We start from the raw sequence: 23640 nt of genomic DNA, 5'->3' as shown, positions 1-23640 counted from the left end.
AGGCGGGCAGCGCCGCTTTCATGGAAATGCCGAGAGGCTGCCGCATCCATGGGCAAAGGCTTGACCTGACCCGCCCGTGGTTTCACAAGATCCGAAAGAGATGGGACCATATGCTGAACAAAGGCATCACCTTACGGGGCATCGAAGTGTTCGAGGCGCTCGCGCGGAGCGGGTCAGTGGCGCAGGCGGCCGAGGCCACGGGGCTGAGCCAGCCTGCCGTCAGCCAGCAGATGCGCAACCTCGAAGCCGCCATCGGCGCGGAACTGGTCGACCACACCCGCCGCCCCATGCGACTGACCCCAGCCGGGCAGATGTTCCTGCGCCGGGCCGAACAGGCGCTCAGCGAATTGCGCCAAGCGCAGAGCGAAGTCACGGTGATGGATTTGGCCCATCTGGAGGCGCTGAACCTCGGCGTGATCGACGATTTCGATGATGACCTGACCCCGCGCCTTGCCACGATCCTTGGCGACAGCCTGACCGGATGCCGCTTTCGGATGATCACCGCAGGCAGCAATGAATTGGCCGAGGCGCTGCGCGACAAAAGCCTACATATGGCACTCTCGGCGCAGATTAACGGGCCGATGGCGGGGGTTCTGGAATACCCGTTGGCCCGCGATCCGTTTATCCTCGTTACCCCCGCGGGCACGTCCGCCGATCCCGACGCCCTGCTGCGCGGCGCCACCGACCTGCCCTTCCTGCGCTATGCCGCCGATCAATTGATCGCGCGGCAGATCGAAGTGCATCTTGCGTCTGAGGGCCATAGCCTGCCCGCCCGCTTCGAGATTGGCAGCCATTTGGCGCTGATGGCCATGGTGACACGCGGCATCGGCTGGGCGATGACGACGCCCTTGGGATACATGCGCGCCGCGCGTTTTCACGACCGCCTCGCCGCGCACCCCCTGCCCGCGGCGGCGCAGGCCCAACCGCCTGCGCGCACCATCTCTCTCTTCGCGGGTGCGGAATGGTCCGGCCCCGTGCCGCGCGACATCGCCCAGACCCTGCGGCAGTTGATGCAGACCCATATGATCGCCCCCGCCATCGCGCAATTGCCCTGGCTGGCCGACGGCTTTCACCTGCTTGAAGACATGGGCCCTATCGGGGAATAATGCCCCATGACCAAGATCGTGATCCTCACCGGCGCGGGCATCTCTGCCGAAAGCGGGCTTGAGACCTTCCGCGCCTCAGATGGCCTCTGGGCGCAGCACCGGGTCGAAGACGTGGCGACGCCCGAAGGTTTCGCCCGCAATCCCAAACTTGTGGTCGACTTCTACAACGCGCGCCGCGCGCAGGCCGCCGAAGTGGCCCCCAACGCCGCGCACCGCGCCCTTGCCCGGCTGGAGGCCGAGTTGCACGGCGAGGTGGTGGTGATTACCCAAAACGTCGACGATCTGCACGAACAGGGCGGGTCGCAGCAGGTCATGCATATGCATGGCGCGCTTAAAGGCGCGCTCTGCGCCGCTTGCGATCACCGCTGGCCCGCGCCCATGGTCATGGCACCGGGCGATCCCTGCCCCGCCTGCGGTGCCCCCGCCGCGCGGCCCGATATCGTTTGGTTCGGTGAGATGCCCTATGAGATGGACGCGCTTTTCGATCATCTGGCCGAAGCGGATATCTTTGCCGCCATCGGCACCTCGGGCAATGTCTACCCCGCTGCCGGTTTCGTCGCCGAGGCCCGCCGCGCCGGGGCGCATACGATAGAATTCAATCTCGAACGCTCCGCCGTGGGCAATCAGTTCGCCGAACATCGCATCGGGCCTGCCAGCCAGACAGTGCCGGAATGGGTGGCCGAAGTGCTTGAGGCGCGCCGCTAACCACCGGCGCGCCACGGGCCGTCAGCGCGGTTCGCTGCGCAACCCTTTGTAGATCGTGTAACACATCACCAGCATCAGGATCGCGAAGGGCACCCCCGTCGCGGTGACCCCGGCCTGCAGCGCCGACAGGCCGCCGCCGATCAGCAGCACGATGGCGATCAACCCTTCGACGATGCACCAGAAGATGCGCTGTGGCACCGGCGCGTCAATCTTGCCCCCCGCCGTGATCGTATCGACAACCAGCGAGCCCGAATCCGAGGAGGTGACGAAAAACACCAGCGCCAGAAGGATCGCGATGGTCGAGGCGATCTTGGTAAAGGGAAGCTCATTCAGCATCCCGAACAGCGAGAGTTCCGGCGAATAGCTGTCGATCACATTGGCCTTGACCAGCGATGTCTCAGGGCTGGCAAGGATCTGGTCGATCGCGATGCCGCCAAAGACGCCCATCCAGATGAAGATGATCAGCGACGGGATCAGCAACACGCAAATGATGAACTCCCGCACCGTGCGCCCGCGCGAGACCCGCGCGATGAACATGCCCACGAAAGGCGCCCAAGAGACCCACCACGCCCAATAGAACGCGGTCCAGCCTTCGCGGTAGGAATCATCCTCCCGACCGAAGGGATTGGAGAGCGGGATGATCTCTTGCGTATAGGCCAACAGACCGGTCCAAAACCCGTCCAGCCCCACCAGCGTCGGGCCGACGAAAAGCACGAAGAGGAAGAACAGGACCGCCACGATCATGTTCACCTCGGACAGGATCTTCACTCCGCCATCCAGCCCGCGCCAGACCGACACCAGCGCCACGGCGGTCACCAACAGGATGATGATCACCTGCACATTGGTCGAAATCTCAAGCCCGAAGGCGAAGTTGAACCCCGCATTGGCCTGCTGCGCACCAAGGCCAAGCGATGTCGCGAGGCCAAAGAGCGTCGCGAAAACCGCAAGAATATCAATGATATGCCCCGGCCAGCCCCAGACCCGATCACCCAGCAGCGGGTAGAAGCACGACCGGATCGAAAAAGGCAGCCCCTTGTTATAGGTGAAGAGCGCCAAGGCCAGCGCCATGATCGCATAGACCGCCCAACCGTGCAGCCCCCAGTGATAATAGGTCGCCGCAAGACCCATGGCGCGGGCAGCCTCCACATTCTCGGGAATGATCGAGCCATCCTCGGCAATCGGCAGGGGCACCCCCAGCGGGCCGGAGACGTTCATATGGTACACCGGCTCGAGCACGCCAAAGAACAACAGGCCAATCCCCATGCCCGCGGCAAAAAGCATGGCGAACCACGCCAGATAGGAATATTCCGGCACGGCCTCTTGCCCGCCGAGCCTGACCTTTGAAATCGGCATGAAAATCAGCGCGATGCAGAACAGAACGAAGATGTTCACGATGATCATGAACAGCCAATCCAGCTTGGTGGTGGCGAAATCGCGAACGGCGAGGAAGACCACCCCGGCCTGATCCGGGAAGAGCATGGTCAGCAGCACAAAGGCCACCGCCGTCAGGCCGGAGACCATGAAGACCGGGTTGTGAATGTCAAAACCCAACGGGCCGAGGGTTCCGTCAATATTGTCTTGGCCGACCTCGAAATCCGTCTCAATCTCATTCGTATCGGGTGGCGTAGTGGAACTGGACGTGCCGGGTGTGGGGTCGGTCATAGAGTCTCCGATCTTGATGCACTGTCTGAACCCCGCTCGGCAGGTAGCATGGCCAGAACAACAATTGTCGGAAGATCAATTAGCGCGCCTTTCCATGGTTTCCCGAATAAAAACATGCCCCTGCGCAAGAAAATTACCCCGAGCCGCCACGGCCCTAGCCCTTGATAGGCCGGAAACCCTAACAAATCCCTAAGACCAAAACGAAAAAGGCCCCGATCCTTTCGGATCGAGGCCCCAATCTCTATGCAGTAAGCCTTAGCTCAGCACATCGGCAGTCGCGCTGGATTTCGCGATGGCCTTTTTGATTTTCAACGCGTTGTCGGACAGTTCAACGTCTTTGGCTTTTGCCAGGAACTTGTCCAGACCACCACGGTGGTCAACGCTACGCAGGGCTGCGGCAGAGATGCGCAGCTTGAACGCGCGGCCCAGTGCTTCGGACTGCAACGACACGTCGTTGAGGTTCGGCAGGAACCGACGGCGTGTACGGTTGTTGGCGTGGCTTACGTTGTTGCCCGTCATCGGGCCTTTTCCGGTCAATTCGCAACGGCGCGACATGGGTTCATCCTTTTGCTGTTGTGTCCTTCCAGCGATCCGGAAACACACATAACGTGGGGGCCGCGCAGAGCCGACCCTGAATTGGTTCGCTGGCTTTAAGGGGAATCGCGGTAGCCGTCAACCCGAAGCGCGGGACTTGGCCATATTTCCTGCGCCCGCCGCCGATCGCGTCAAGCGCAGCTGCCCCGCCCTGCCCCCGCTACGCTGGTTTTTGCCATCGGGGCCAGAGTTTCCTTTGCATCCCCCCGGCGGATTTGCGATGCAGACGCATGACCATACAGATGCGCGCCCTCTTCGTTCACCTTTTCACTGCCACCGGAGCAGTGCTGGCGATGCTCGCCATGCTCGCCGCCGTGGAAGAGAAATGGGACCTCATGTTCCTGTGGCTGGTGATCGCCTTTTTCGTCGATGGCATCGACGGGCCGCTGGCGCGCAAATATGACGTGAAGACCAACGCGCCCGAGTTCGATGGCGTCTTGATGGATCTGATCATCGACTATCTGACTTACGTCTTCATCCCGGCCTTCGCGCTCTTTACCTCGGGGCTGATGGATGGCTGGAGCGGTTGGGCGATGATCATCATCATCACCTTCGCCAGTGTCATGTATTTCTCTGACACGCGCATGAAAACAAAGGATAATTCCTTTAAAGGTTTCCCCGGCTGCTGGAACATGCTGGTGCTGGTGCTCTTTGCCTTGCAGCCCGAGTGGTGGATCAGCCTGATCGTGGTCACGATCCTTGCCGCAGCGATGTTTCTGCCGATCAAATTCGTCCACCCCGTCCGGACCGAGCGTTGGCGTCCCGTGACGCTGCCCATGGCGCTGGCCTGGACCTTCTTTGCGGGCTGGTCTGCTTGGGTGAACTTCCACCCCGAAAGCTGGGCGCATTGGGGCCTGGTGATCACCTCTGTCTACCTGATCTGCGCCGGTGCCGCGCAGCAGTTGATCCCGTCGGGCGACGACTAAACCCGCCATTGCTCCTCAAATCAACAGCCCTGCCGCGCCTTCATGGCGCAGCAGGGCGATCTTGGTCTCCACCCCGCCCGCGCCGCTGAAGCCAGTGAGCCCCTTGGCACCCATGACGCGGTGGCAGGGGATGAGGATCGGGATCGGATTGCCGCCACAGGCCCCACCCACGGCCTGCGCTGGCACGCCCAGGTCACGGGCGATCTCGCCGTAGGTGCGGGTGTGGCCGAAGGGAATGGCCGCGATGGCGGCGCAGACCGCGCGCTGGAAATCGCTGCCGGTGACGCGCAGCGGCAGGTCAAAGTGCTCACGCTGACCTGTGGCGTATTCGTTCAGTCGGCGCAGTGCGGTGTCAAGCAGCTCCGAGCGTTGCTGGCGCGCCGCCTGCCCCCAGCCGAGCGCCGTGATCGCGCCGCCTTCTTCAGTGACGATCAGATCGCCGAAGGGCGTGGAGAGAGAAGCTTGTTTCATCAACCCACTCTGCGCCAGAAATTACGACTGCGAAAGAGCGCCGAGGGCATCGCCCTCCCTGGGGGGCGATACGCCCTATCTGGCGGGCAGATAGGTGCGTGACAAGCTGACCAAGCAATGCGCGCAAACGCTGCAAAATCGCCCTCCGGGGGGAGGGAGGGCGATGCCCGTGGTCCCCACGGGCGGGGCATAGGCGACCTGACGAAGAAAAACGGGCGCCGGTTTTCCCGACGCCCGTTTGATCACTCACTGAAAACGCCTCAGGCTTCCGCCAATGCCTCACGCACCGCCTCATCACAGCGCCCGCAAACGCCGGGATATTCATGCGTGCCGACATCCGGCAGCACCTTCCAGCAGCGCTCGCATTTTGCGCCCTCGGCCTTTTCAAAAACCACGGCCACGCCATCGGTCTCCGGCATGCGGAAAGCCTCGGCAGGCGCTGGATCGCCGGTCACAGTGATGTCGGAGGTGATGCTGACATCCTCGAAGGACACGCTTTCCAACGCCTCCCGCTGCGCTGCATCGTCGACATGCACCACCGGCGCCGCCTCTAGCGACGCGCCGATCACCTTCTCGGTCCGCTGCACTTCCAGCGCTGCGGTCACCACCCGGCGCGCGGCGCGGACCTTGGCCCATTTTGCCGCCAGTTCCGGGTTCAACCATGCTTCGGGCGTCTCGGGCATGTCGACCAGATGCACCGAGGAGTTGTCGCCCGGGAAGCGCTCCAGCCAGACTTCTTCCATGGTGAAGACCAGCACCGGGGCCAGCCATGTGGTCAGACGGTGGAAGAGGATATCCAGCACCGTGCGCGCGGCGCGGCGGCGCAGGGTGTCGCCGTCGCAGTAAAGCGCGTCTTTGCGGATGTCGAAGTAGAAGGCCGAGAGATCGACTGTGGCAAAGGTGAAGACCGCTTGGAACACGCCTTGGAAGTCGAAACGCGCAAAACCGTCGCGCACCACCTTGTCGAGTTCCGCCACCCGGTGCAGCACCCACTGCTCAAGTTCCGGCATCTCCGCCGGGTCCACGCGGTCCGCCTCGGAGAAGTCACTCAGCGCGCCCAGCATGTAGCGCATGGTGTTGCGCAAGCGGCGATAGCTGTCGGCCACGCCTTTTAGGATCTCGTCCCCGATGCGCTGGTCGGCGGTGTAATCGGTCTGCGCCACCCAGAGCCGCAGGATATCGGCGCCATACTGCTGCACGATCTTTTCGGGCACGATGGTGTTGCCGATGGACTTGGACATCTTCATGCCCTTGGCATCCAGCGTGAAGCCGTGGGTCACCACGTTGCGATAGGGCGCGCGGCCCGTGGTACCGACGGATTGCAAGAGCGAGGAATGGAACCAGCCGCGGTGCTGGTCAGTGCCCTCCATGTAAACATCGGCGATGCCATCCTCGGTCCCGTCCTCGCGGTCGCGCAGGGTGAAGGCATGGGTCGAGCCGCTGTCGAACCAGACGTCGAGGATGTCTGTCACCTGATCGAACTCCGCCGGGTCGACGATGCCCGAAAGGAACCGCTCCTTGGCGCCATCGGCATACCACGCGTCAGCGCCTTCGGCCTCGAAAGCCTCCACGATGCGCTGGTTCACCGCGTCGTTGCGCAGCAGGAAGTTCTCGTCCGTGGGCGCCACGCCCTTGCGCACGAAGCAGGTCAGCGGCACGCCCCAGGCCCGCTGGCGGCTCAGCACCCAGTCGGGGCGCGCCTCCATCATCGAATGGAGACGGTTGCGGCCGGATTTCGGCACCCAATTGACCTTGTCGATGCAAGTCAGCGCACGCTCGCGGATGGTCTTGCCGTTCTGGTCCAGACCGTCGCCGACCTCCTTGTCGATGGCGGCGAACCACTGCGGTGTGTTGCGGTAGATCACCGGCGCTTTAGAGCGCCAGCTGTGCGGATAGCTGTGCTTGATCTTGCCGCGTGCCAGCAGGCCGCCGACCTCGACCAGCTTGTCGATGATGGCGCTGTTGGCGTTGCCCTCCTTGCCGTTGGGCTTGAGGATCGCCTTGCCGTCGAAGAACGGCAGATCGTCGCGGAAACGGCCATCTTCCATGACGTTGTAGGTGATGACCTGCGGCAGCATGCCGAGGTCGCGGTAGAGCTCGTATTCCTCCAGACCGTGCGAGGGCGCGCAATGCACAAAGCCCGTGCCCTCGTCCGAGGTCACGAAATCAGCGGCACGGAAATCGCGCAGGTCGTCCCATTCGCCGTTCGCGCCATCGGCCCCGGCCAACGGGTGACGCAATTTCAGCCCTTTTAGCTGATCGGTCGGGACCTCCCGAAGACGAACCCAATGCTCGTCGCCAAGCCGCGCTTTGGAAAACACATCAGCCGCCAAATCATCAGCGAGAAGATACCGGTCGCCCACGTTTGCCCAGCATTCGTCCGGCGTACCGGTGACCTCGTAAAGACCATAAGAGATGCCCTCGCCGTAGACCACGGCCTTGTTGCTTGGCAACGTCCAAGGTGTCGTTGTCCAGATTACAACGTATGAGTTAAGCAGATCGTCGGTATTCGACTGCTTTTCTGCAATGTTGTCTTTCGACGCATCGCTCAGCTCTTGGTTTGTCACCTCAAACTTCACCCAAACGGTATGGCTTTCCTTGTCGTGATACTCGACCTCGGCCTCGGCCAGCGCAGTCTTTTCCACCGGCGACCACATCACGGGCTTGGAGCCCTGGTAGAGCGTGCCGTTCATCAGGAACTTCATGAATTCCTCGGCGATCACCCGCTCGGCGTGGAAATCCATGGTCAGATAGGGATTTTCCCAATTGCCGGTGATGCCGAGCCGCTTGAACTCCTCGCGCTGCACGTCGACCCATTTGGCGGCGAAGTCGCGGCATTCGGCGCGGAATTCGTTGATCGGCACCTGATCTTTGTCGCGGCCCTTCTTGCGGTACTGCTCTTCGATCTTCCACTCGATCGGCAGGCCGTGGCAGTCCCAACCGGGGATGTAGCGTGCGTCATAGCCCATCATCTGGTGGGAGCGGACGATCATGTCCTTGATCGTCTTGTTCAGCGCGTGGCCGATGTGCAGGTTGCCGTTGGCGTAGGGCGGGCCGTCATGCAGGGTGAAAGGCTCCCGCCCCTCCTTCTCGCGCAGGCGGTCATAGACGCCGATTTTCTCCCAACGCTCCAGCCAGCCGGGCTCGCGCTTGGGCAGTCCGGCGCGCATGGGGAAATCGGTTTTGGGCAGGTTCAGCGTGGCTTTGTAGTCGGGGGTCTCGGCGCACATGGGGGGCGTCCTTTAGGCATTTGGGGGGTTATTCAATCTCGGTCGGTGCGAATGGCTCAAGCACCTCGGCCCGGCGTCTCAATTGCTTAGAGCGCCGGGAATATAATTCGAATAATGATCGCGGTGAGGCGTGTCATGGGCCCGCTTATAAACAGCCCCCCCTGCCCCGACAAGCCCCGGAAGACGCGCGACAATCGGGCTGAAAACACTGCCAGAGTCGCCGCCCGCCGGACTTAACATTTTTTATGATCCCCGGCCTTCGCTTGAATTTTTCGGCGAAAACAGCATCATAAGGTATTCGACAAAGCTTTATTTCCGCGGGCTCCGTTTTGGGGAACCCGCGACAATTCTAATGGGCAGAAAGACCTGCGTGTGACCATCAAAGACACCTTTTATCACGATATGGCCGTAAAACCGTCGGGCATGGTCGACCATCTAAGCGGCGCGCAATGGGCCAAGCTTGCCCCGCTGATGACCCATCACAAGCGTTTCACGCCCGGAACCGTGATCAGCCGCAGGGGTGATTTTCTGGATCACAGCCTGTTGCTGCTCGATGGGTTGATCGCCCGCAGCGTGCCGCGCGGACAGCGTGCCCGCAGCACCTTCGTCGCCCTCCAATTCCCCGGTGAGTTTGTCGATCTGCACGCCTTCCCGCTGAAGCAACTCGACCATGATGTGATATCGCTGACCGATACCCATGTCGCCATCATCTCGCATGAGCCGCTGCGCGAGTTGCTCAATGGCGATGTCGAGATGGCCCGGAAACTCTGGCTGATGACCTTGGTCGATGCCTCCATCCACCGCCATTGGGTGATGCGCAACAGCGCCATGCGCGCGCTGGCGCGGGTGGCGAATTTCCTGAGCGAATTCGATGCCCGCATGACCGCCGCCTATGGGATGGAGCGTCAGAGCCTGCCCTTCAGCCTGCGCCAGACCGATATCGCCGATGCCACCGGCCTCACCTCGGTCCATGTCAGCCGCACCCTGCGTGAGCTGCGCGAACATGGCTGCTGCGCCGTGACGGGCGGCAAACTGCTGATCCACGACCGCGCGGGGCTGCATAAAGTGGGCCAGTTCGAGCCTGCCTACCTCTATATGCCCCAACCCGAAGCAGCGTTTTAGCCCGCCTCTGCGAGAGGCTGGGGCGCACGCTCTACCTGCAAAGCAATCGCCGGATAGGTTTTACGCGGCAGCGCGACATCCCTCTGCGCCCGGGCCGCGTGATAGAGCCGTTCGAACTTCGTCACCATCGCCTGCGCATCAAAGAGCCGTGCCACACGGGCGCGGGGCACCTCGGCGGGGATATCGCGCGCCTGTAGCAAGGCCTGCGCCAAGGCAACTGCGCTATCTTCCGCCGCGATGACGCCTGCCTCACCGAGCACTTCTTCCACCGCGCCATGCGGGGTTGCGGCGACAGGCAGGCCCGTCGCCATCGCCTCTACCGCGGCGAGGCCAAAGGGTTCCTCCCACTGCGGGGTGAAAAGAGCCGCCGAGGCCTGACCATAGGCCGCCCCAAGCGCCGCCGTTTCCAGATGCCCGACATATGCCACATCGCCATAAAGATGCGGTCTTACCATATCGTTAAAATAATCCTCATGCTCCACCACGCCGTAGATGCGCAGGGGTACCCCGGCGATCTGCGCCGCCTCTGCCGCCAGATGGGTGCCTTTGGTCGGGGTGATGCGCCCCGCCCAGACGGCGCTGCCATCGCCCGGCCCACCTTGGGGCCATTCGGCAAGGTCGATCCCATTGTGCACCACATGCGCGGTCTCGGGCGCGCCCTCGGGCCACCAGATGCCACGCTGCCGGTCCGAGACGACAGAGGACAAGTGCCAAGGCGCCGCCCCATCCATCAGCGCGCCGCGCAGCACCTTGAAGGGCGGGATATGGAGCGAAGTCACCATCGGCAGCCGCTCCGCCCGTGACAGACGCGGCAAGTAGCGGTGCAGCGCGTTGTTGTGCACCACATCGAAACGCCCCTCCAACAACAACCGCGCGGCGCGGGCATAGCAAGCGTCGAGGTGGTCGTTCAGCGCATCGGTGCCGTGAAAATCATGCCATGGAAAACGCGAGTCGTAATGCGCGTCGCAGATCGGCAGCAGCTTCCCCCCCGGCGGCAGGCTCGCCGCGCTGTCCTCGCTGGCCAATAGGGTCACCTCATGCCCGCGCTCGGCCAAGATCCGGGCAAGACCGTGGGTAAACGCCTCCATCCCGCCCTTGAAGGGGGCGGCGATGGGGTGGCGAATATGGCCGACGATGGCGATGCGCAGGGTCATTCCGCCGCGATCCGCTCTTCGCCGCGCAGATAGCGCAGCACCCGCGCGGTATTGGCGTAAGGCTGGTCCGACTGCTGCTCGCAGAGCGCGAAGTCATCCGCATCCGGCTCGCGCAACTGCACCAGCGCGTCGCCGTCGCTCCCCACCAGCCCCATCAGGCGAAAGGCGGTGAGCCAGTGGTTCATGGTGCGATGGCCCCATTTTTCGGCGAAAATCTCGGTATTGCGCAGGATCGAGGGGATGTGGTGGATCGGCGGCATGCAATGCGGGTGATGCTGGTGAAAGACTTTCGCGCCCTTCGCCCAGTGGATCGGCACGCCGCGTTCGTCCAACTCTCGGCCAAAGTCGGTATCCTCCCCCCCGTAGCCGGTGAAACGCTCGTCAAACCCGCCGGAGCGGTCCCAATCTTCGCGGTGGATGGCAAAGTTGAGCGACCAGAAGCAGCGGTAATCATTGCAGCGTTTCAGCCCCTCGGCGGGCGGCCCCTGACGGTCGGAATGGCGCACGGCAACGGCCTCCAACTTCGGATAGCTCCAACCTTCGGTGGCCGTGCCTGCGGGGAGGTAGTTAACCTCGCCCATGATCAGCCCGTTGCCCGGCACCGCATAGCCCATATAGTCGGCGATCAGTTCCGGTGCGGGGATGCAATCCACGTCGAGAAAGACCAGACAGTCGCCTTTGGCCTCTGCCGCGACGGTATTGCGCGCGCGTGAGAGGGGCAATTCGCTGCCCGTCACCTGAACCTGCCGGATCGGGAAATCGGTCTGCGGCAGGTCGTCGTAAAGCGTGTCCTGCATGACCCCGATCACCAGCTCATCCGGCTGCCGGGTCTGACGGGTCAGGCCAAGGATCACATTGCGCAGATGCGCCGCCCGCCCCCGCGCGAGCGTCAGCGCGCTAACTGTGGTATTTTCAGGCACGGATGGGGTGAACGACGTCATGTAAGTCTCCGGTAATTCTGGGTGTTTCAGATAGCAACTGATCGGTGAGGCCGATCAGCCAATTGGCCGTCTCGGCGGCGGCATCTTCGTTGACCAAGGCCCGTTGCAGGGCCGGATCATGGGCATCGAACGTGTCTTGGATCGCGCGGCGCCATGCCGCGGCAGAAGACGGGAAATGCGGCAGGTGGTGCGCCGCCCCCGCCCGCTCAAGCGCCTCGGCCTTTTCGACCTGTTCGTCGAAATAGCGCCACTCCGGCACGGCGAGCCACGGGGTCTCTGCCGCGAGGATCTGGTGGCAGGTGGTGTTCCCGGTCGAGGCCACGACCATATCCGCCGCCGCCAAATAATCCGCCGCGTTTTCGACCCAGCCATGATGGCGCAGGTTGACGGGTTCGGTGGCGTGCCAATCGCGCGCCATGCGCCCGATGGTGATGAAAGCCGTCTCGGGCATTGCCCGCGCCGCGATGCCGAAGGGGGCGGAGGCGAAACCCGTGCCGCCCCCGCCCGACATGACCAGCACCATGCGCTGCTCTGGCCCGACGCCAAGCCTCTCGCGCAACTTGTCCCGCCGCGCGGGATCGGGGCGTTTCACATCGACGCCCAAGCCCCCGGCGAAATGCGTTTTTTCCATATGCCGCGCGGGCCAATCCGGCTGCGCCAGTGCTTTCGCGGCGGGACAAAGCAACCCGACCGCCCCGTCATAGGCCGCCTGATGCCCCGGATCGCTGCGCTGACCGTGTTGCAGGACCTTCACATGCGGCACCGAACAGATCCGCGCAAGCTGCGCCACCTCAGCCGAGACATCGCTGATCATCAGCACCGGATTGGCGCTGGCGAACCAAGCGGCCAGTTGCGCCATGGCCTGCCGTATGCCGGGCCAGCCAAGCGGCGCGCAATGCACCGTATCCGGCGCGCTGGTGGTGTCGTTGATGTCCTCGGCCCCCGTCGCCTCGAAAAGCGATGGAAGGGTGATGACCTCTACCGCCCGGGTGAAGGTGGGGAAAATGTCCGGTTTCGCGCAGAAGACGGTCACAGGCTGGCTCTCGGGCAGCGCGTTGACGACCGCCGCGCAGCGCTCCGCATGGCCGCGGCCCTGATGATGGACGAAGTAACCGATGGGCCGCGTCATTGCGCCACCATCTTCACCGGCGGCTCCATCGCGTTGAGGGCGAAGCCGAAGGTTTCCAGCCCCTCCAAGACCCCAGCCGCATGGGCCGCGCGGGCGTGGTAAAGCCGTCTGCCGCTTAGGCGTTCGCGCAGCCCGTCCATCGCATTGCCGACCAAGATGCCCCGACCCGGACCATCCTCCACCGCCTGCAACATGTCGAAATCATTGCCGCTGTCCCCGGCCACCACAACCAGGTCCATCGGCATGCCCAACCGCCGCGCGGCGGCACAGACCGCAGGTCCCTTGCCCGCCGCCAAGGGCAGAACATCGATCAGCCGCCCATGCGAGGCCACGATCTGCGCCGCAGCACCGCGCCGGGCCAGATGCCGCTCCAACCGGCGCGCGGTACGCATGTCGCCGAAACCGCTGAGCTTCCACCGCCGCTGCTCAACCGGCGCTTGCCACTTAAAGCCGAACTCCTTTAGCGCCCGCTCCACCCCGGCCCGGTCCCATCCGGCGTCAAGCTTTTGGGCGAAACGCTCATCCAGACACAGCCGCCCTTCGGCATCGGGCAGATAGACCTCGGTCCCGACAGAGGTGATGAAGACGCGCGGGCTGGGCAGGTTCCAATCGCGCAGGATACGGCGGGCCTCCGGCAGGCTGCGCCCCGTGGCCACAGCAAAAAGCGGTCGGTCCCGGGCGATCCATGCGTTGAAGAGGGCGGCGGAAGGTGCACAGCCCGTCAGCGTGTTGTCGATATCGCTCGCCAACAGGACGGGTGCTTGCGTCGGCAATGGCGCGACGTGGCGGATATCCTCGCAGATGTGCTGCACGTCCTCGGCCCATTTCGACCAGTCGTAGCGCCCGACATGGGCGCGCCCGGCCTCAGATGCCTCGGCCCAGAACGCGCGATCGTCCAACAGCTTCAACAGCGCCGCCTCAATCGCATCCATGTCACGCGGCGGCACACAGAGACCATGGCCAAGGTCCGCCACGATATCGGCAGGGCCGCCTTCGCGCGTGGCCACCACTGGCAGGCCATGCGACGCCGCCTCCAACATGGTCAGGCCAAAGGGCTCATGCAGTGCGAGGTTAACAAAAACCCCACCGGTCTGCGCCGCGCGGTCGTAGAGGGCCGCCACATCGCCCTGCGTATGGCTCGGCGGCAGCGCCACTTTGCCGCGCAGTTCCGGCACCTCCAACGTCTCGCGCAGGCGGATCAGCTCCGCACGGGCTTCTGCATTCGCCTGCAGCGCATCGCCATGCTGGCCGGCGAGGATCACAAGGTTCGCCCGCGCCTGCAAAGCGGGGCTTTGCGCATAGACCCGCGCCAAGGTCGCAAGGTTCTTGCGGGCCACGGGGCGTGCCACGGCGAGCAGCGTCGGGCGGTCAGGGTCGCTCAACTGATCGGCCAAGAGGGCACGGCCCGCCCCGGCCTCAGCCCGGCGGCGCAGCGACACGCCCGGAGAGACGCGGTGCACCCGCGCCTGCGCATCCGCCCCATAGGCCGCGACCTGCACCTCGGCCTCATCGCGCGAAGAGAGCACCACCGCATCGGCCTCCAACAGCGCGCGGCGCTCCGCCGCCACGCGCGGGGCATCCACCTCTGCCCCCGATTTGCTCAAGGCCAGCGAATGGGGGGTATAGATTACCGGAATGCCAAACCGCGCCCGCGCCGCCAGCGCCAATTGCGCCGCATCGGCGAAATGCGCGTGGATCACATCCGGCAACCGTTTGGCCTGCGCCAAGTCCTCAAGGAACGCCTCAACCAGCGCGGGGATTTCCGCGGCGAGTTTTTCCTTGCTGAGATACCCCCGCTCCGCCGTCCAAAGCCGCCGGATCGACAGGCTGCGGCTGACCTGCTGCTCGGTCTGGGCGTGCACGGCCCCAAGGCTTGGTTCATCGAAAGCACGGGTCACGATCTGCACCGCATCCACATCGCCCCGCGCCGCCTGCGCGCGGGCCGCCCCCAAGATATAGGCGATGTGACCGCCGGTATCTTCGGTCACGCCATAGTTAACAGACGGCGCCGTGAGGCAGCCCCCGAGGGCAATGTGGCAAATGAACATGAATGGGTCTCCTTATGGAGGGGTGACCCACCTCATGCCCCATCCGTTCCGATAACAAATGTTAATGCATACATTTCTGGACAGCGGCCATGGCTGCGCTAGCTGCCTACAATTAAACCAAGATATCTTTTAGTCAGAGCCGCCCTAGATGCCCCCAGAAATTCCCCCGCGTTATCTGTTCATCGGCGGGCTACACCGCTCTGGCACGTCGCTGGTCAATCGCTTGGCCAATGCCCTGCCCGGCGCGGGCGGCATCACCGGATCGGCGGCGCCCGAGAATGAGGGGGTCTACCTGCAAGGTGCCATCCCCCATACGGCGCAATCCGGGCGGCCCATGCATTTCGCGACAAACCCCGAGGAACATCTGACCGAGGCGCATCCCCTCAACAGCATGGAGACAAAGACCCGGCTCACGCATGACTGGGCCCTGTGGTTTGCCCCGGGCCTGCGTTGGCGGGTCGAGAAGTCGCCAGTGAACCTGACCCGCATGCGGCTGATGCAGCAGCTCTTTCCCATGTCGCAATTCATCGTCGTCCTGCGCCACCCCGAGGCCGTTGCCGCCTCGGTCGCGTCATGGGTCGATGCCCCTCCGCAGGCGTTGATCGACCATTGGATCGCGGCGCAGGCGCAGATGTTAGGCGACCTGCCCTATCTGCATGCGGTGATGGTTCTGCGTTACGAGGATATCGTCGCCGACGCCCCCCGCACCCTGCGCCGGATCGCGCGTTTCGTCGACTTGCCTGAGGTGGCATTGCCCGAAGGCATCGCGGATGGAAATCAAACCTACGCCGGGGCCACGCAGATGACGAAGGCACAGGCGGCCGAGGCCGCGCAGTGGGGCTATGCCCCCGGGTTGCAGGTCTCGCCTTGGCCCGGCCTGATCCAGCACCCGCTGCGCGCGGTGCGCGAAGCGGTTGAGGCGGCCTGATCGCTTACCCCTCGCCGAGCACCCCGGTCAGCGCACGTTTGATGATGCCCCGCACGCCGGGGCGTTTTTCGCGGGCAAAGGGCAGCGGGCGGCAAACCTCGATCGCGGCCACGCCAACGCGCGCGGTCAGCGCCCCGTTCACCAGCCCCTCGCCGAAACGGCGGCTCAGCTTGGCAACGATGGACCCGCCCAAGAGCGGCTCGATCAGATCATCCCCCACGGCCACGGCCCCCGTCGCCACCAGATGCGACAGCACCGCGCGGGTCAGCCGCCACGAGCCAAAAAAGCCCGAGCGCCCGCCATAGATTTCCGCAATGCGTCGGATCATCCGCAGGTTGCTGCTGAGGGCGGCGGCAACATCGGCCAGCGCCAGAGGCACCAATGCGGTCACGGCGGCGACCTGCCGGGCCGCGGCTTCGACCTCGCGGGTGGCGGCACGGTCGAGCGGGGCCAGAACCTCGCTTTCGGCCAACCCCAACAGCGCTTCGGCATCGAATTGATCGCCCCGCAGCTCCGTCAGCCGGTCGCGGCCCCAGCGGGTATCCTCACGGTGTTTGTAAAGCGCCTCAAGCCGGTCCGTGACGCTGCGCGCGGCGGTCAAATCCCCCTGCGCCAGCGCTTCGCCCGCGTCATGGCGCAGCCCGTCGAGCCGTGCAAGCCGTCCAAAGGCCGCCATCTCGCGCAGCGACAGCAACAAGAGGACCAGCAGAAACGCCCCGATCAGCAGCGACATCGCCCAGCCCAGCAACGGGTAGCGCGCCATCAGGTCGGTGACGAAAGTCCAAGCCGCGATCGACACCAGCGCGGTGACCAATGCCCCCGCCAGCGCCCAGAACAGCCGTACCAAGCGCGACGGTTTGCGCGCGGCAAGCCGGGCGGCGATCTGCATCGCTTGGCCCTTGGGCGGCGGAGCCTCGACGTCCAACTCGGGCACGGCGGGCGCATCGGCGACCGAGGGCTGCGGCTTGGTGTCTTCCTCAAGGTCGAACAGGATCGGTCCGCGGGCCATCAGGCGGCCTCCCTTTGCCAGTGCAATGTCAAATCGGGCAGCCCTTCGTCATTGGCGCTGCCATCGCTGCGCGCGGTCTCGGCAAACCCGTGTTGGCGGTAGAATGCGATGGCCCGCGTATTGGCCTGAAATGTCCAGCAGGTCAGCGACTTATGCCGCGTCTTTAACGCGCACAGAAGGGCCGAGCCGATGCCCTGCCCCCGCGCCGATTGCGCCACAAATAGTGCGTCCAATGCGCCGCCCTCACAAGCCGCGAAACCGGCGACGCGGCCCTCCCGCTCGGCCACCGTGACCCAGCCCCGGGCGATCATTGCATCCGCATGGGCAATATCCTCGGCACCGCTATGAATGCGGGGCAACCAAGCGGTGTCGCGGGCGAAATCGCTCATGATGCCGCCCACGGCGCCTGCGTCGAGGGGCTGGGCCGGGCGCAGGGTGGCGGGGTGTGTCATAACCGCGCTCACAGCCGATCCCCAATCAGGAATTCCGCCGCGCGGTCCAACCGGATATGCGGCGGCCCGTCGCCGGGGCGCAGGTCCAACACCGCAGGCGCAAAGCGCATGATCTGATAATCCGCCCCCAGCCATTCCTGCGCGCCCTGCCGCGCGGGGGTCAGCAGATGGGCCGGGTCTTCGGGGAGTTCACCGGGATAGAAGGCCGCCTGCCGCCCGCGCGTCTCATCCTCGTTCAAGAGCGTCCCGCGCACCACGTCGAGCGGTTCTCCCCCATGGGTCATTACGTCTTCGGTCGTGGCGCGCAGGCTGGCGATGGCCATGGCCCGCGTGCCCGCACCCGCATATTGCGCCCGGTCCCGCGCTTCACGGATCAGCGCCTGCATGATCCCGCTCAGCCGGGGGTGCTGGCTGTGGTGGAGATGGTCGGCCTTGGTCGCGGCAAAGAGGATTTTCTCGACCCGTTTGCCCCGCAAGAGGGTGGTCAGAAAGTTGTTCGTCCCCGGCCGGAACGCGCCCAGAATATCGGCCATGGCGCCGCGCAGGTCTTCGACCGCCTGCGGCCCTTGGTGGATCGCGCCAAGTGCGTCGACCAGCACCACCTGCCGGTCGATCCGTGAAAAGTGATCGCGAAAGAAGGGCTGCACCACCTGTTTCTTATAGGCCTCGAACCGCCGCGCCATTTCGCGGATCAGCGATTTGCGCGGCGCGCCTTCCGATCCCGGCAGCGGCGCGAAGGTCAGCACCGGCGATCCGGCGAGATCACCGGGCAGCAAAAAGCGCCCCGGCGTGCAGTCGGAATAGCCATTAGCACGGGCGGTTTGCAGATAGTCGGCAAAGCTGTCGGCAAGCCTGCGGGCGGTGGTCTCGTCCAGCTCCGCATGGGGGTCGATCTGTTCGGCCAACGCGCGGTAGCCCGCCGCCTCTTCACGCGACGCGATGCGTTCAATGACCTGCGCCGACCATTCGGCATAGGTGACATCCATCAGCGCCAGATCCAGCAGCCATTCGCCGGGGTAATCCACGATATCCAGATGCAAGGTGCGCGGCCCTTGAAAGCCCGCCAGCAACCCATTGGGCCGCACCTTGAGCGACAACCGCAGCTCCGAAATCGCCCGCGTGCTTTCGGGCCAATGGGGCGTCTTTCCGGTCAGCGCGGCGAGGTGGGTCTCATACTCGAACCGGGGCACGGTATCGTCGGGCTGGGGCTGCAGAAACGCCGCCTCGATCCGCCCCTCGGAGGCTGCGAGCAGCCCCGGCATCCGCCCCCGATCCAGCAGGTTGGCGACCAGCGAGGTGATGAAAACCGTCTTGCCCGAGCGTGCAAGCCCCGTGACCCCAAGCCGGATCACCGGCTCGAAAAACGTCTCGCCCACCGTGTCGGTGACATTCTCAAACTGCCGCCAAATCCCGTCGGCAATGCCTGTGATACCCAAAGCTGCGCCCGTCCTTCTTTCTTTGGCCTCAACATAGGGCCGGCAGCCGGGGATTGCCAGAAGCGCCCGCCCGCGCTAAGGCCCCGGTCATGCCCAGATATGCCCTGAAAATCGAATACCACGGCGCGCCCTTCAACGGGTGGCAGCGTCAGGTTGACCAGCCCACAGTGCAAGGCGCGATCGAGGCCGCTTTGGCCAAGCTGGAACCCGGTGACCACACCATCGCCGCCGCCGGGCGCACCGATACCGGGGTGCATGGGCTGGCGCAGGTTGCGCATTGCGACATGGCCCGCGATTGGTCGCCCTTCCGGCTGGGCGAGGCGCTGAACTATCACCTCAAGCCGCAGCCCATCGCGATCACCGATTGCGTGCTGGCGCCCGAGGATTTTCACGCCCGCTTTTCGGCGCTTGAGCGGCGCTACCACTTCCGCATCCTCAGCCGCCGCGCCCCCGCGGTGCATCAAGCGGGGCTGGTCTGGCAGATCAAACATCGGCTGGATGTAGAGGCGATGCAGGCGGCAGCGGATCTTTTGGTGGGCAAGCATGATTTCACCACCTTCCGCTCGACCGTTTGTCAGGCGGAAAGCCCGGTGAAAACGCTCGATCGGTTACAGGTCTCGCAGGTCGAGACCTTGGCCGGGACGGAGTATCATTTCGACGTGCGTGCGCGGTCCTTCCTGCACAATCAGGTGCGCAGTTTCGTCGGTTCGCTGGAGCGGGTCGGCGCGGGGTCATGGAGCGTGGCGGATATGGGTGCAGCACTTGCGGCGAAGGATCGGGCCGCCTGCGGGCCAGTCTGCCCGCCGCAGGGGTTATATCTGGCGCATGTGAGCTATCCGGTGGACCCGTTCGCTAAGGCGTGACGCGGAACATCGCCTGCCCGCGGGGTGGCGATGCTACGGTATGTTCATGCCACTTTATGGCGCAACCATGGGTGGGCTTTTTGTCGTGTTCCGCCCGTTGCTAAATCGCCTCCCCGTCGGGGCGGGCAGGCGATGGTCCGGCGCCTTCGGCTTGTTTCCGGACCTATAAGCCCTCTTACGGCAGAGGCGTCCACGTCCCGTGGAACTTGCCCTCTTCGCTTATCCGCTCAAACCCATGCGCACCAAAGAAATCCCGCTGCGCTTGGATCATATTCGCCGTGCCCCGCGCCCGGCGCATGCTGTCATACCACGCCAGCGCCGCCGACAGCGCGGGCAGCGCGACACCGAGCAATGCGCCCGTCGCCACCACCCGGCGCAGCGCCGGAATGCTCTCTTCCAAGCGTTTGCGCATCGCGGGGGCGAGGATCAGATGCCCACCGGGCAATTCGCCCCGGAAAGCATCGGCAAACTCGTCCAAAAGCGCCGAGCGGATGATGCAGCCCGCGCGCCAAATCTCAGAAATACGCGCCATGTCGAGCGACCAGCCAAACTCCTCTGACGCCGACGAAAGGATGCGAAAGCCCTGCGCGTGGCCGATGATCCGCCCCGCCAAAAGCGCCATCTCCAGATCCGCCTCTTCGGGCAGCGGCGCGTCCTGCACGCCTTCGGGCAGCAGCGGCTCGGCCATTTCGCGCACAGCCTTCTCGCTCGACCAACCGCGCGCGCCGACGGCGGCTTCGATGGTATTGGCCGATTGCCCCATCTTGAGCGCTTCGATCAAGGTCCAGCGCCCGGTGCCCTTTTGCCCAGCCTGATCGCGGATCACATCGACCATCGGCGTCCCGGTCTGGGTGTCGACCGACAAGAGCGCCGCGGCCGAGACTTCAATCAGATAGGAGTTCAGCGGCCCCTTGCGCCAATCGGCAAAGAGATTGCCAATTTCCACCGCGCCCTGCCCGCCCGCATCGCGCAGCAGGCCGTAGACTTCGGCGATCATCTGCATGTCGGCATATTCGATGCCGTTATGCACCGTTTTGACAAAATGCCCCGCCCCGTCGGGGCCGAGATGCGCCACGCAAGGCGTGCCCTCGAATTGCGCGGCAATCTTCTCGGCCATCGGTTTGAACTGGGTCCAAGAATGCGCGCTGCCGCCGACCATCATCGACGGGCCATTGCGCGCCCCGGCCTCGCCACCCGACACGCCCATGCCGACGAAATGCAGCCCCGTGCCTTCGAGTTCGGCGCTGCGGCGGCGGGTGTCGTGGAAATCGGCGTTGCCGCCGTCGATCAAAGTGTCGCCCTCATCCAGCAGCGGTTTGATCGCCTCGATCATCGCATCGACCGGCGCGCCGGAAGGGATCATGAAAAGAATGCTGCGCGGGCGGGCGATGGCGGCGACGAACTCCTCAAGCCGCTCGCTCCCGATCAGGCGCTCGGCCAGCGGTCCGGCCTCATCAAGGAAAGGCGCAATCCAATCGGCCTCGCGGTTACTGACCGCCACGGTAAATCCATTGTCGGCCAAGTTCAGCGCCAGTGCCGAGCCCATGGTCCCCAGACCGTATACCCCGATATCGGCGCCTGCGCCCTGCGCCGCGCCCCCGTCCGCCTGCGTGCCAGTTGCCATATCGATCATGCCTCATTTCTAGCCTGTCATACTGCCAAGCCCGCCTAGCCGGCAGGCCGCAGTTTGATTTGCGTTCGGGAAGACTATATAATGTGCGGATAACAAGAAAAACACCCGACCGAGGCATAGTTCTGTAATGACACAAGTATTTAGACGCGCATGGGAGGATATGGTCCTTCCTATTTTTAAACGTCCCCGCCGTGTGCAGGTTGCCGCCCTGTGCTACCGCGACACCGAGGCGGGTAAAAAGGTCCTGCTGATCACCAGCCGCGACACGGGTCGCTGGATTTTGCCCAAGGGCTGGCCGATCGACGGGTTGGACGGCGCCGGAGCCGCCTTGCAGGAAGCATGGGAAGAGGCCGGGGTGACGAAAGCCGATATCGAATCCGATCCGATGGGCATTTTCGACTATGACAAGGGTCTCGGCGAAGGCCTGACCGTGCCCGTGACCACACAGGTCTACCTCACCCGCGTCCGCGATCTGAGCGAGGAATACCCCGAAGCGGGAATGCGCAAACGCGCGTGGTTCACCCCGCAGGAGGCGTCGGAACTCGTCGATGAGCCTGATCTTAAAGCAATCTTATCCGCCTTCCATTAAGCCCCTTCGGCACCGGGCCGCTGTCCGGTGCCATATCCCCCCTGCCCCATTGCCGCCCCTGCCCGTTTCGGGATGTTACAATTTTGTGACAGGGTGACTTGCGCCCTCGGTAGCCTTATGTCACCCCCCGCTGAACGTTAGGATCGGAGATCATACAGGAATGGCAACGGAACCGCAGGGCAGCCAGTGGAAGACACTGGACAAGGACCTCAACCGCATTTCGCAAGTCGAACTGGCCGCGACCTATGTCGCCCGCCCCCTCGTGGCGCCGGGCATCGCGCTGGCCTTTATCGTGGTGGCAGGTGCCGTTGCGGCGGTAATCTTCGGGCAACAGCCCTCCAGCTTTGTCGTGATCGCCGCGGCGGTCTTTGGCGCCTATATGGCGGTGAACATCGGCGCGAATGACGTGGCCAACAACATGGGCCCCGCCGTGGGGGCTAATGCGCTGACCATGGGCGGCGCGATTGTGATTGCTGCCTTGTGCGAATCCGCCGGGGCGCTTCTGGCGGGGGGCGATGTCGTCTCGACAATTTCCAAGGGCATCATCGATCCGGCGAGCGTTGCGGACACGCGCATCTTTGTCTGGGCGATGATGGCCGCGCTGGTCTCCTCCGCGCTTTGGGTCAACCTTGCCACATGGGTCGGCGCGCCCGTCTCGACCACCCATTCGGTCGTCGGCGGGGTCATGGGCGCGGGCATCGCAGCAGCGGGCCTTGGCGCGGTGAACTGGAGCTCAATGAGCATGATCGCCGCAAGCTGGGTGATCTCGCCCGTATTGGGCGGTGCCGTGGCGGCGATGTTCTTGGCCTTCATCAAGGCGCGCATCCTCTACCAAGACGACAAAATCGCCGCCTCGCGCACTTGGGTGCCGGTGCTGGTGGGGCTGATGGCCGGTGTCTTTGCCGCCTATCTGGCGCTGAAGGGGCTGAAAAAGATCATCAGCATCGACATGCCGGTCGCCCTGATCATCGGCCTTGTGACGGGGCTGGTCGTCTATGCCATCTCCGCCCCGCTGATCCGCCGCGCCTCGGAAGGGATGGAGAACCGCAACCGCTCGGTCAAAACGCTCTTTGGCCTGCCGCTGGTGCTCTCTGCGGCCCTGCTCAGCTTTGCCCATGGGGCCAATGACGTGGCAAATGCGGTCGGCCCGCTGGCGGCGATCGTCCATGCGACCGAGTTCGGCGGTTTCGAGGATAAGGTGAGCATTCCCACATGGGTGATGATCATCGGGGCCTTCGGCATCTCCTTCGGTCTGTTCCTATTCGGGCCGAAACTGATCCGCATGGTCGGTAGCCAGATCACCAAGCTGAACCCGATGCGCGCCTATTGCGTGGCGCTTTCGGCGGCGATCACGGTGATCGTGGCAAGCTGGCTCGGCCTGCCCGTGTCCTCTACCCATATCGCTGTGGGCGGGGTCTTTGGCGTGGGCTTTTACCGCGAATGGCATATGGAGCGCCGGCTGCGCCGGGTCGGGGCCAAGACCGGTGAGGTCAAGCGCATCGCCAAGGAAGAGCGCCGCCGCCGCAAGCTGGTGCGCCGCTCGCATTTCATGACCATCGTCGCGGCTTGGGTGATCACCGTGCCCGCAGCGGCGCTGCTCTCTGGCATCGTCTTTTGGGTGCTCAACGCCTTCGTAAACTAA

20 protein-coding genes are annotated in these 23640 nt (G+C 64.1%); 8 read left to right on the top strand and 12 right to left on the bottom strand.

Going from position 1 to position 23640, the window contains the following annotated elements:
* Window positions 1-110 precede the first annotated feature (110 nt).
* Window positions 111-1106 (top strand): LysR family transcriptional regulator, encoded by a 996-nt coding sequence (locus ACGYK9_RS07185; protein ID WP_394414387.1) that lies wholly within the window; start codon window positions 111-113, stop codon window positions 1104-1106.
* A 6-nt stretch (window positions 1107-1112) separates the two neighbouring features.
* Window positions 1113-1811, top strand: a complete 699-nt coding sequence (locus ACGYK9_RS07180; protein ID WP_067268011.1) for an NAD-dependent deacylase — start codon at window positions 1113-1115, stop codon at window positions 1809-1811.
* Between the two features lie 21 nt (window positions 1812-1832).
* Here ACGYK9_RS07180 and ACGYK9_RS07175 read toward each other — a convergent pair whose 3' ends face one another.
* Both ACGYK9_RS07175 and rpmB read right to left on the bottom strand, forming a co-directional pair.
* Entirely contained in the window at window positions 1833-3473 is a 1641-nt protein-coding gene (locus ACGYK9_RS07175) for a BCCT family transporter (RefSeq protein ID WP_394414311.1), read from the bottom strand.
* Between the two features lie 255 nt (window positions 3474-3728).
* Complete coding sequence (gene rpmB, locus ACGYK9_RS07170) at window positions 3729-4028, bottom strand: 50S ribosomal protein L28 (protein ID WP_067268014.1); 300 nt, start codon at window positions 4026-4028, stop codon at window positions 3729-3731.
* Between the two features lie 269 nt (window positions 4029-4297).
* On the opposite strand from rpmB, the gene ACGYK9_RS07165 reads away from it, so the two are divergent.
* Window positions 4298-4993: a phosphatidylcholine/phosphatidylserine synthase gene (locus ACGYK9_RS07165; protein ID WP_067268016.1), complete on the top strand. Its 696-nt coding sequence runs from the start codon at window positions 4298-4300 to the stop codon at window positions 4991-4993.
* 15 nt (window positions 4994-5008) lie between these two features.
* Here ACGYK9_RS07165 and ACGYK9_RS07160 read toward each other — a convergent pair whose 3' ends face one another.
* Entirely contained in the window at window positions 5009-5464 is a 456-nt protein-coding gene (locus ACGYK9_RS07160) for a methylated-DNA--[protein]-cysteine S-methyltransferase (RefSeq protein ID WP_394414308.1), read from the bottom strand.
* 260 nt (window positions 5465-5724) lie between these two features.
* Entirely contained in the window at window positions 5725-8694 is a 2970-nt protein-coding gene (gene ileS / locus ACGYK9_RS07155; RefSeq protein ID WP_394414305.1) for an isoleucine--tRNA ligase, read from the bottom strand.
* 372 nt (window positions 8695-9066) lie between these two features.
* On the opposite strand from ileS, the gene ACGYK9_RS07150 reads away from it, so the two are divergent.
* Window positions 9067-9816, top strand: coding sequence for a Crp/Fnr family transcriptional regulator (locus ACGYK9_RS07150; RefSeq protein ID WP_271691822.1), 750 nt, complete (start codon window positions 9067-9069; stop codon window positions 9814-9816).
* On the opposite strand, the gene ACGYK9_RS07145 is transcribed toward ACGYK9_RS07150, so the two are convergent.
* From ACGYK9_RS07145 to ACGYK9_RS07130, 4 genes are read right to left on the bottom strand one after another with little or no spacing between them, the layout of a single operon-like run.
* On the bottom strand, window positions 9813-10970 hold the full coding sequence (locus ACGYK9_RS07145) for a glycosyltransferase (RefSeq protein WP_394414301.1): 1158 nt from the start codon (window positions 10968-10970) through the stop codon (window positions 9813-9815). The two genes, ACGYK9_RS07150 and ACGYK9_RS07145, sit on opposite strands and share 4 nt — an antisense overlap.
* On the bottom strand, window positions 10967-11911 hold the full coding sequence (locus ACGYK9_RS07140; RefSeq protein ID WP_394414298.1) for a glycosyltransferase family 2 protein: 945 nt from the start codon (window positions 11909-11911) through the stop codon (window positions 10967-10969). Before ACGYK9_RS07140 ends, ACGYK9_RS07145 begins: the two co-directional genes overlap by 4 nt.
* On the bottom strand, window positions 11883-13040 hold the full coding sequence (locus tag ACGYK9_RS07135) for a glycosyltransferase (RefSeq protein ID WP_394414295.1): 1158 nt from the start codon (window positions 13038-13040) through the stop codon (window positions 11883-11885). Before ACGYK9_RS07135 ends, ACGYK9_RS07140 begins: the two co-directional genes overlap by 29 nt.
* Complete coding sequence (locus ACGYK9_RS07130; protein WP_394414292.1) at window positions 13037-15088, bottom strand: HAD-IIB family hydrolase; 2052 nt, start codon at window positions 15086-15088, stop codon at window positions 13037-13039. The genes ACGYK9_RS07135 and ACGYK9_RS07130 overlap by 4 nt, the downstream gene beginning before the upstream one ends.
* Window positions 15089-15236: 148 nt before the next feature.
* On the opposite strand from ACGYK9_RS07130, the gene ACGYK9_RS07125 reads away from it, so the two are divergent.
* A complete protein-coding gene (locus tag ACGYK9_RS07125) occupies window positions 15237-16016 on the top strand; it encodes a sulfotransferase family protein (protein ID WP_394414290.1) in 780 nt (259 codons plus the stop codon).
* Window positions 16017-16020: 4 nt separating this feature from the next.
* Here ACGYK9_RS07125 and ACGYK9_RS07120 read toward each other — a convergent pair whose 3' ends face one another.
* Genes ACGYK9_RS07120 through ACGYK9_RS07110 form a run of 3 tightly spaced genes read right to left on the bottom strand, consistent with a single transcriptional unit; the run spans window position 16021 to window position 18913 of the window.
* Window positions 16021-17025 carry a YcjF family protein gene (locus ACGYK9_RS07120; protein ID WP_394414288.1) on the bottom strand — a complete coding sequence of 335 codons (1005 nt, stop codon included), beginning with the start codon at window positions 17023-17025 and terminating at the stop codon, window positions 16021-16023.
* On the bottom strand, window positions 17025-17477 hold the full coding sequence (locus tag ACGYK9_RS07115) for a GNAT family N-acetyltransferase (RefSeq protein WP_394414285.1): 453 nt from the start codon (window positions 17475-17477) through the stop codon (window positions 17025-17027). Before ACGYK9_RS07115 ends, ACGYK9_RS07120 begins: the two co-directional genes overlap by 1 nt.
* An 8-nt stretch (window positions 17478-17485) precedes the next feature.
* On the bottom strand, window positions 17486-18913 hold the full coding sequence (locus tag ACGYK9_RS07110) for a YcjX family protein (protein WP_394414282.1): 1428 nt from the start codon (window positions 18911-18913) through the stop codon (window positions 17486-17488).
* An 89-nt stretch (window positions 18914-19002) separates the two neighbouring features.
* Between ACGYK9_RS07110 and truA the strand changes: the two genes are divergently transcribed.
* Entirely contained in the window at window positions 19003-19776 is a 774-nt protein-coding gene (gene truA, locus ACGYK9_RS07105; protein ID WP_394414279.1) for a tRNA pseudouridine(38-40) synthase TruA, read from the top strand.
* A 175-nt stretch (window positions 19777-19951) separates the two neighbouring features.
* Here truA and gndA read toward each other — a convergent pair whose 3' ends face one another.
* Entirely contained in the window at window positions 19952-21400 is a 1449-nt protein-coding gene (gene gndA / locus ACGYK9_RS07100; protein ID WP_394414384.1) for an NADP-dependent phosphogluconate dehydrogenase, read from the bottom strand.
* Between the two features lie 169 nt (window positions 21401-21569).
* On the opposite strand from gndA, the gene ACGYK9_RS07095 reads away from it, so the two are divergent.
* Together ACGYK9_RS07095 and ACGYK9_RS07090 are read left to right on the top strand one after the other, a co-directional pair.
* Window positions 21570-21998: an NUDIX hydrolase gene (locus ACGYK9_RS07095; RefSeq protein WP_231886276.1), complete on the top strand. Its 429-nt coding sequence runs from the start codon at window positions 21570-21572 to the stop codon at window positions 21996-21998.
* Window positions 21999-22158: 160 nt separating this feature from the next.
* Entirely contained in the window at window positions 22159-23640 is a 1482-nt protein-coding gene (locus tag ACGYK9_RS07090; protein WP_394414276.1) for an inorganic phosphate transporter, read from the top strand.

Origin of the sequence: Sulfitobacter sp. 1A15258 (genome assembly GCF_043557045.1) — a bacterium.
GTDB classification, from domain to species: domain Bacteria; phylum Pseudomonadota; class Alphaproteobacteria; order Rhodobacterales; family Rhodobacteraceae; genus Sulfitobacter; species Sulfitobacter faviae.
This window is presented reverse-complemented; position numbering and strand designations above follow the sequence as displayed.

Excerpts from the sequence above, each read along its gene's own strand:
- ACGYK9_RS07185 (WP_394414387.1), top strand. The coding sequence starts at position 111 with ATGCTGAACAAAGGCATCACCTTACGGGGCATCGAAGTGTTCGAGGCG.
- ACGYK9_RS07180 (WP_067268011.1), top strand. The coding sequence starts at position 1,113 with ATGACCAAGATCGTGATCCTCACCGGCGCGGGCATCTCTGCCGAAAGC.
- ACGYK9_RS07175 (WP_394414311.1), bottom strand. The coding sequence starts at position 3,473 with ATGACCGACCCCACACCCGGCACGTCCAGTTCCACTACGCCACCCGAT.
- rpmB (WP_067268014.1), bottom strand. The coding sequence starts at position 4,028 with ATGTCGCGCCGTTGCGAATTGACCGGAAAAGGCCCGATGACGGGCAAC.
- ACGYK9_RS07165 (WP_067268016.1), top strand. The coding sequence starts at position 4,298 with ATGACCATACAGATGCGCGCCCTCTTCGTTCACCTTTTCACTGCCACC.
- ACGYK9_RS07160 (WP_394414308.1), bottom strand. The coding sequence starts at position 5,464 with ATGAAACAAGCTTCTCTCTCCACGCCCTTCGGCGATCTGATCGTCACT.
- ileS (WP_394414305.1), bottom strand. The coding sequence starts at position 8,694 with ATGTGCGCCGAGACCCCCGACTACAAAGCCACGCTGAACCTGCCCAAA.
- ACGYK9_RS07145 (WP_394414301.1), bottom strand. The coding sequence starts at position 10,970 with ATGACCCTGCGCATCGCCATCGTCGGCCATATTCGCCACCCCATCGCC.
- ACGYK9_RS07140 (WP_394414298.1), bottom strand. The coding sequence starts at position 11,911 with ATGACGTCGTTCACCCCATCCGTGCCTGAAAATACCACAGTTAGCGCG.
- ACGYK9_RS07135 (WP_394414295.1), bottom strand. The coding sequence starts at position 13,040 with ATGACGCGGCCCATCGGTTACTTCGTCCATCATCAGGGCCGCGGCCAT.
- ACGYK9_RS07130 (WP_394414292.1), bottom strand. The coding sequence starts at position 15,088 with ATGTTCATTTGCCACATTGCCCTCGGGGGCTGCCTCACGGCGCCGTCT.
- ACGYK9_RS07125 (WP_394414290.1), top strand. The coding sequence starts at position 15,237 with ATGCCCCCAGAAATTCCCCCGCGTTATCTGTTCATCGGCGGGCTACAC.
- ACGYK9_RS07120 (WP_394414288.1), bottom strand. The coding sequence starts at position 17,025 with ATGGCCCGCGGACCGATCCTGTTCGACCTTGAGGAAGACACCAAGCCG.
- ACGYK9_RS07115 (WP_394414285.1), bottom strand. The coding sequence starts at position 17,477 with ATGACACACCCCGCCACCCTGCGCCCGGCCCAGCCCCTCGACGCAGGC.
- truA (WP_394414279.1), top strand. The coding sequence starts at position 19,003 with ATGCCCAGATATGCCCTGAAAATCGAATACCACGGCGCGCCCTTCAAC.
- gndA (WP_394414384.1), bottom strand. The coding sequence starts at position 21,400 with ATGGCAACTGGCACGCAGGCGGACGGGGGCGCGGCGCAGGGCGCAGGC.
- ACGYK9_RS07095 (WP_231886276.1), top strand. The coding sequence starts at position 21,570 with ATGGTCCTTCCTATTTTTAAACGTCCCCGCCGTGTGCAGGTTGCCGCC.
- ACGYK9_RS07090 (WP_394414276.1), top strand. The coding sequence starts at position 22,159 with ATGGCAACGGAACCGCAGGGCAGCCAGTGGAAGACACTGGACAAGGAC.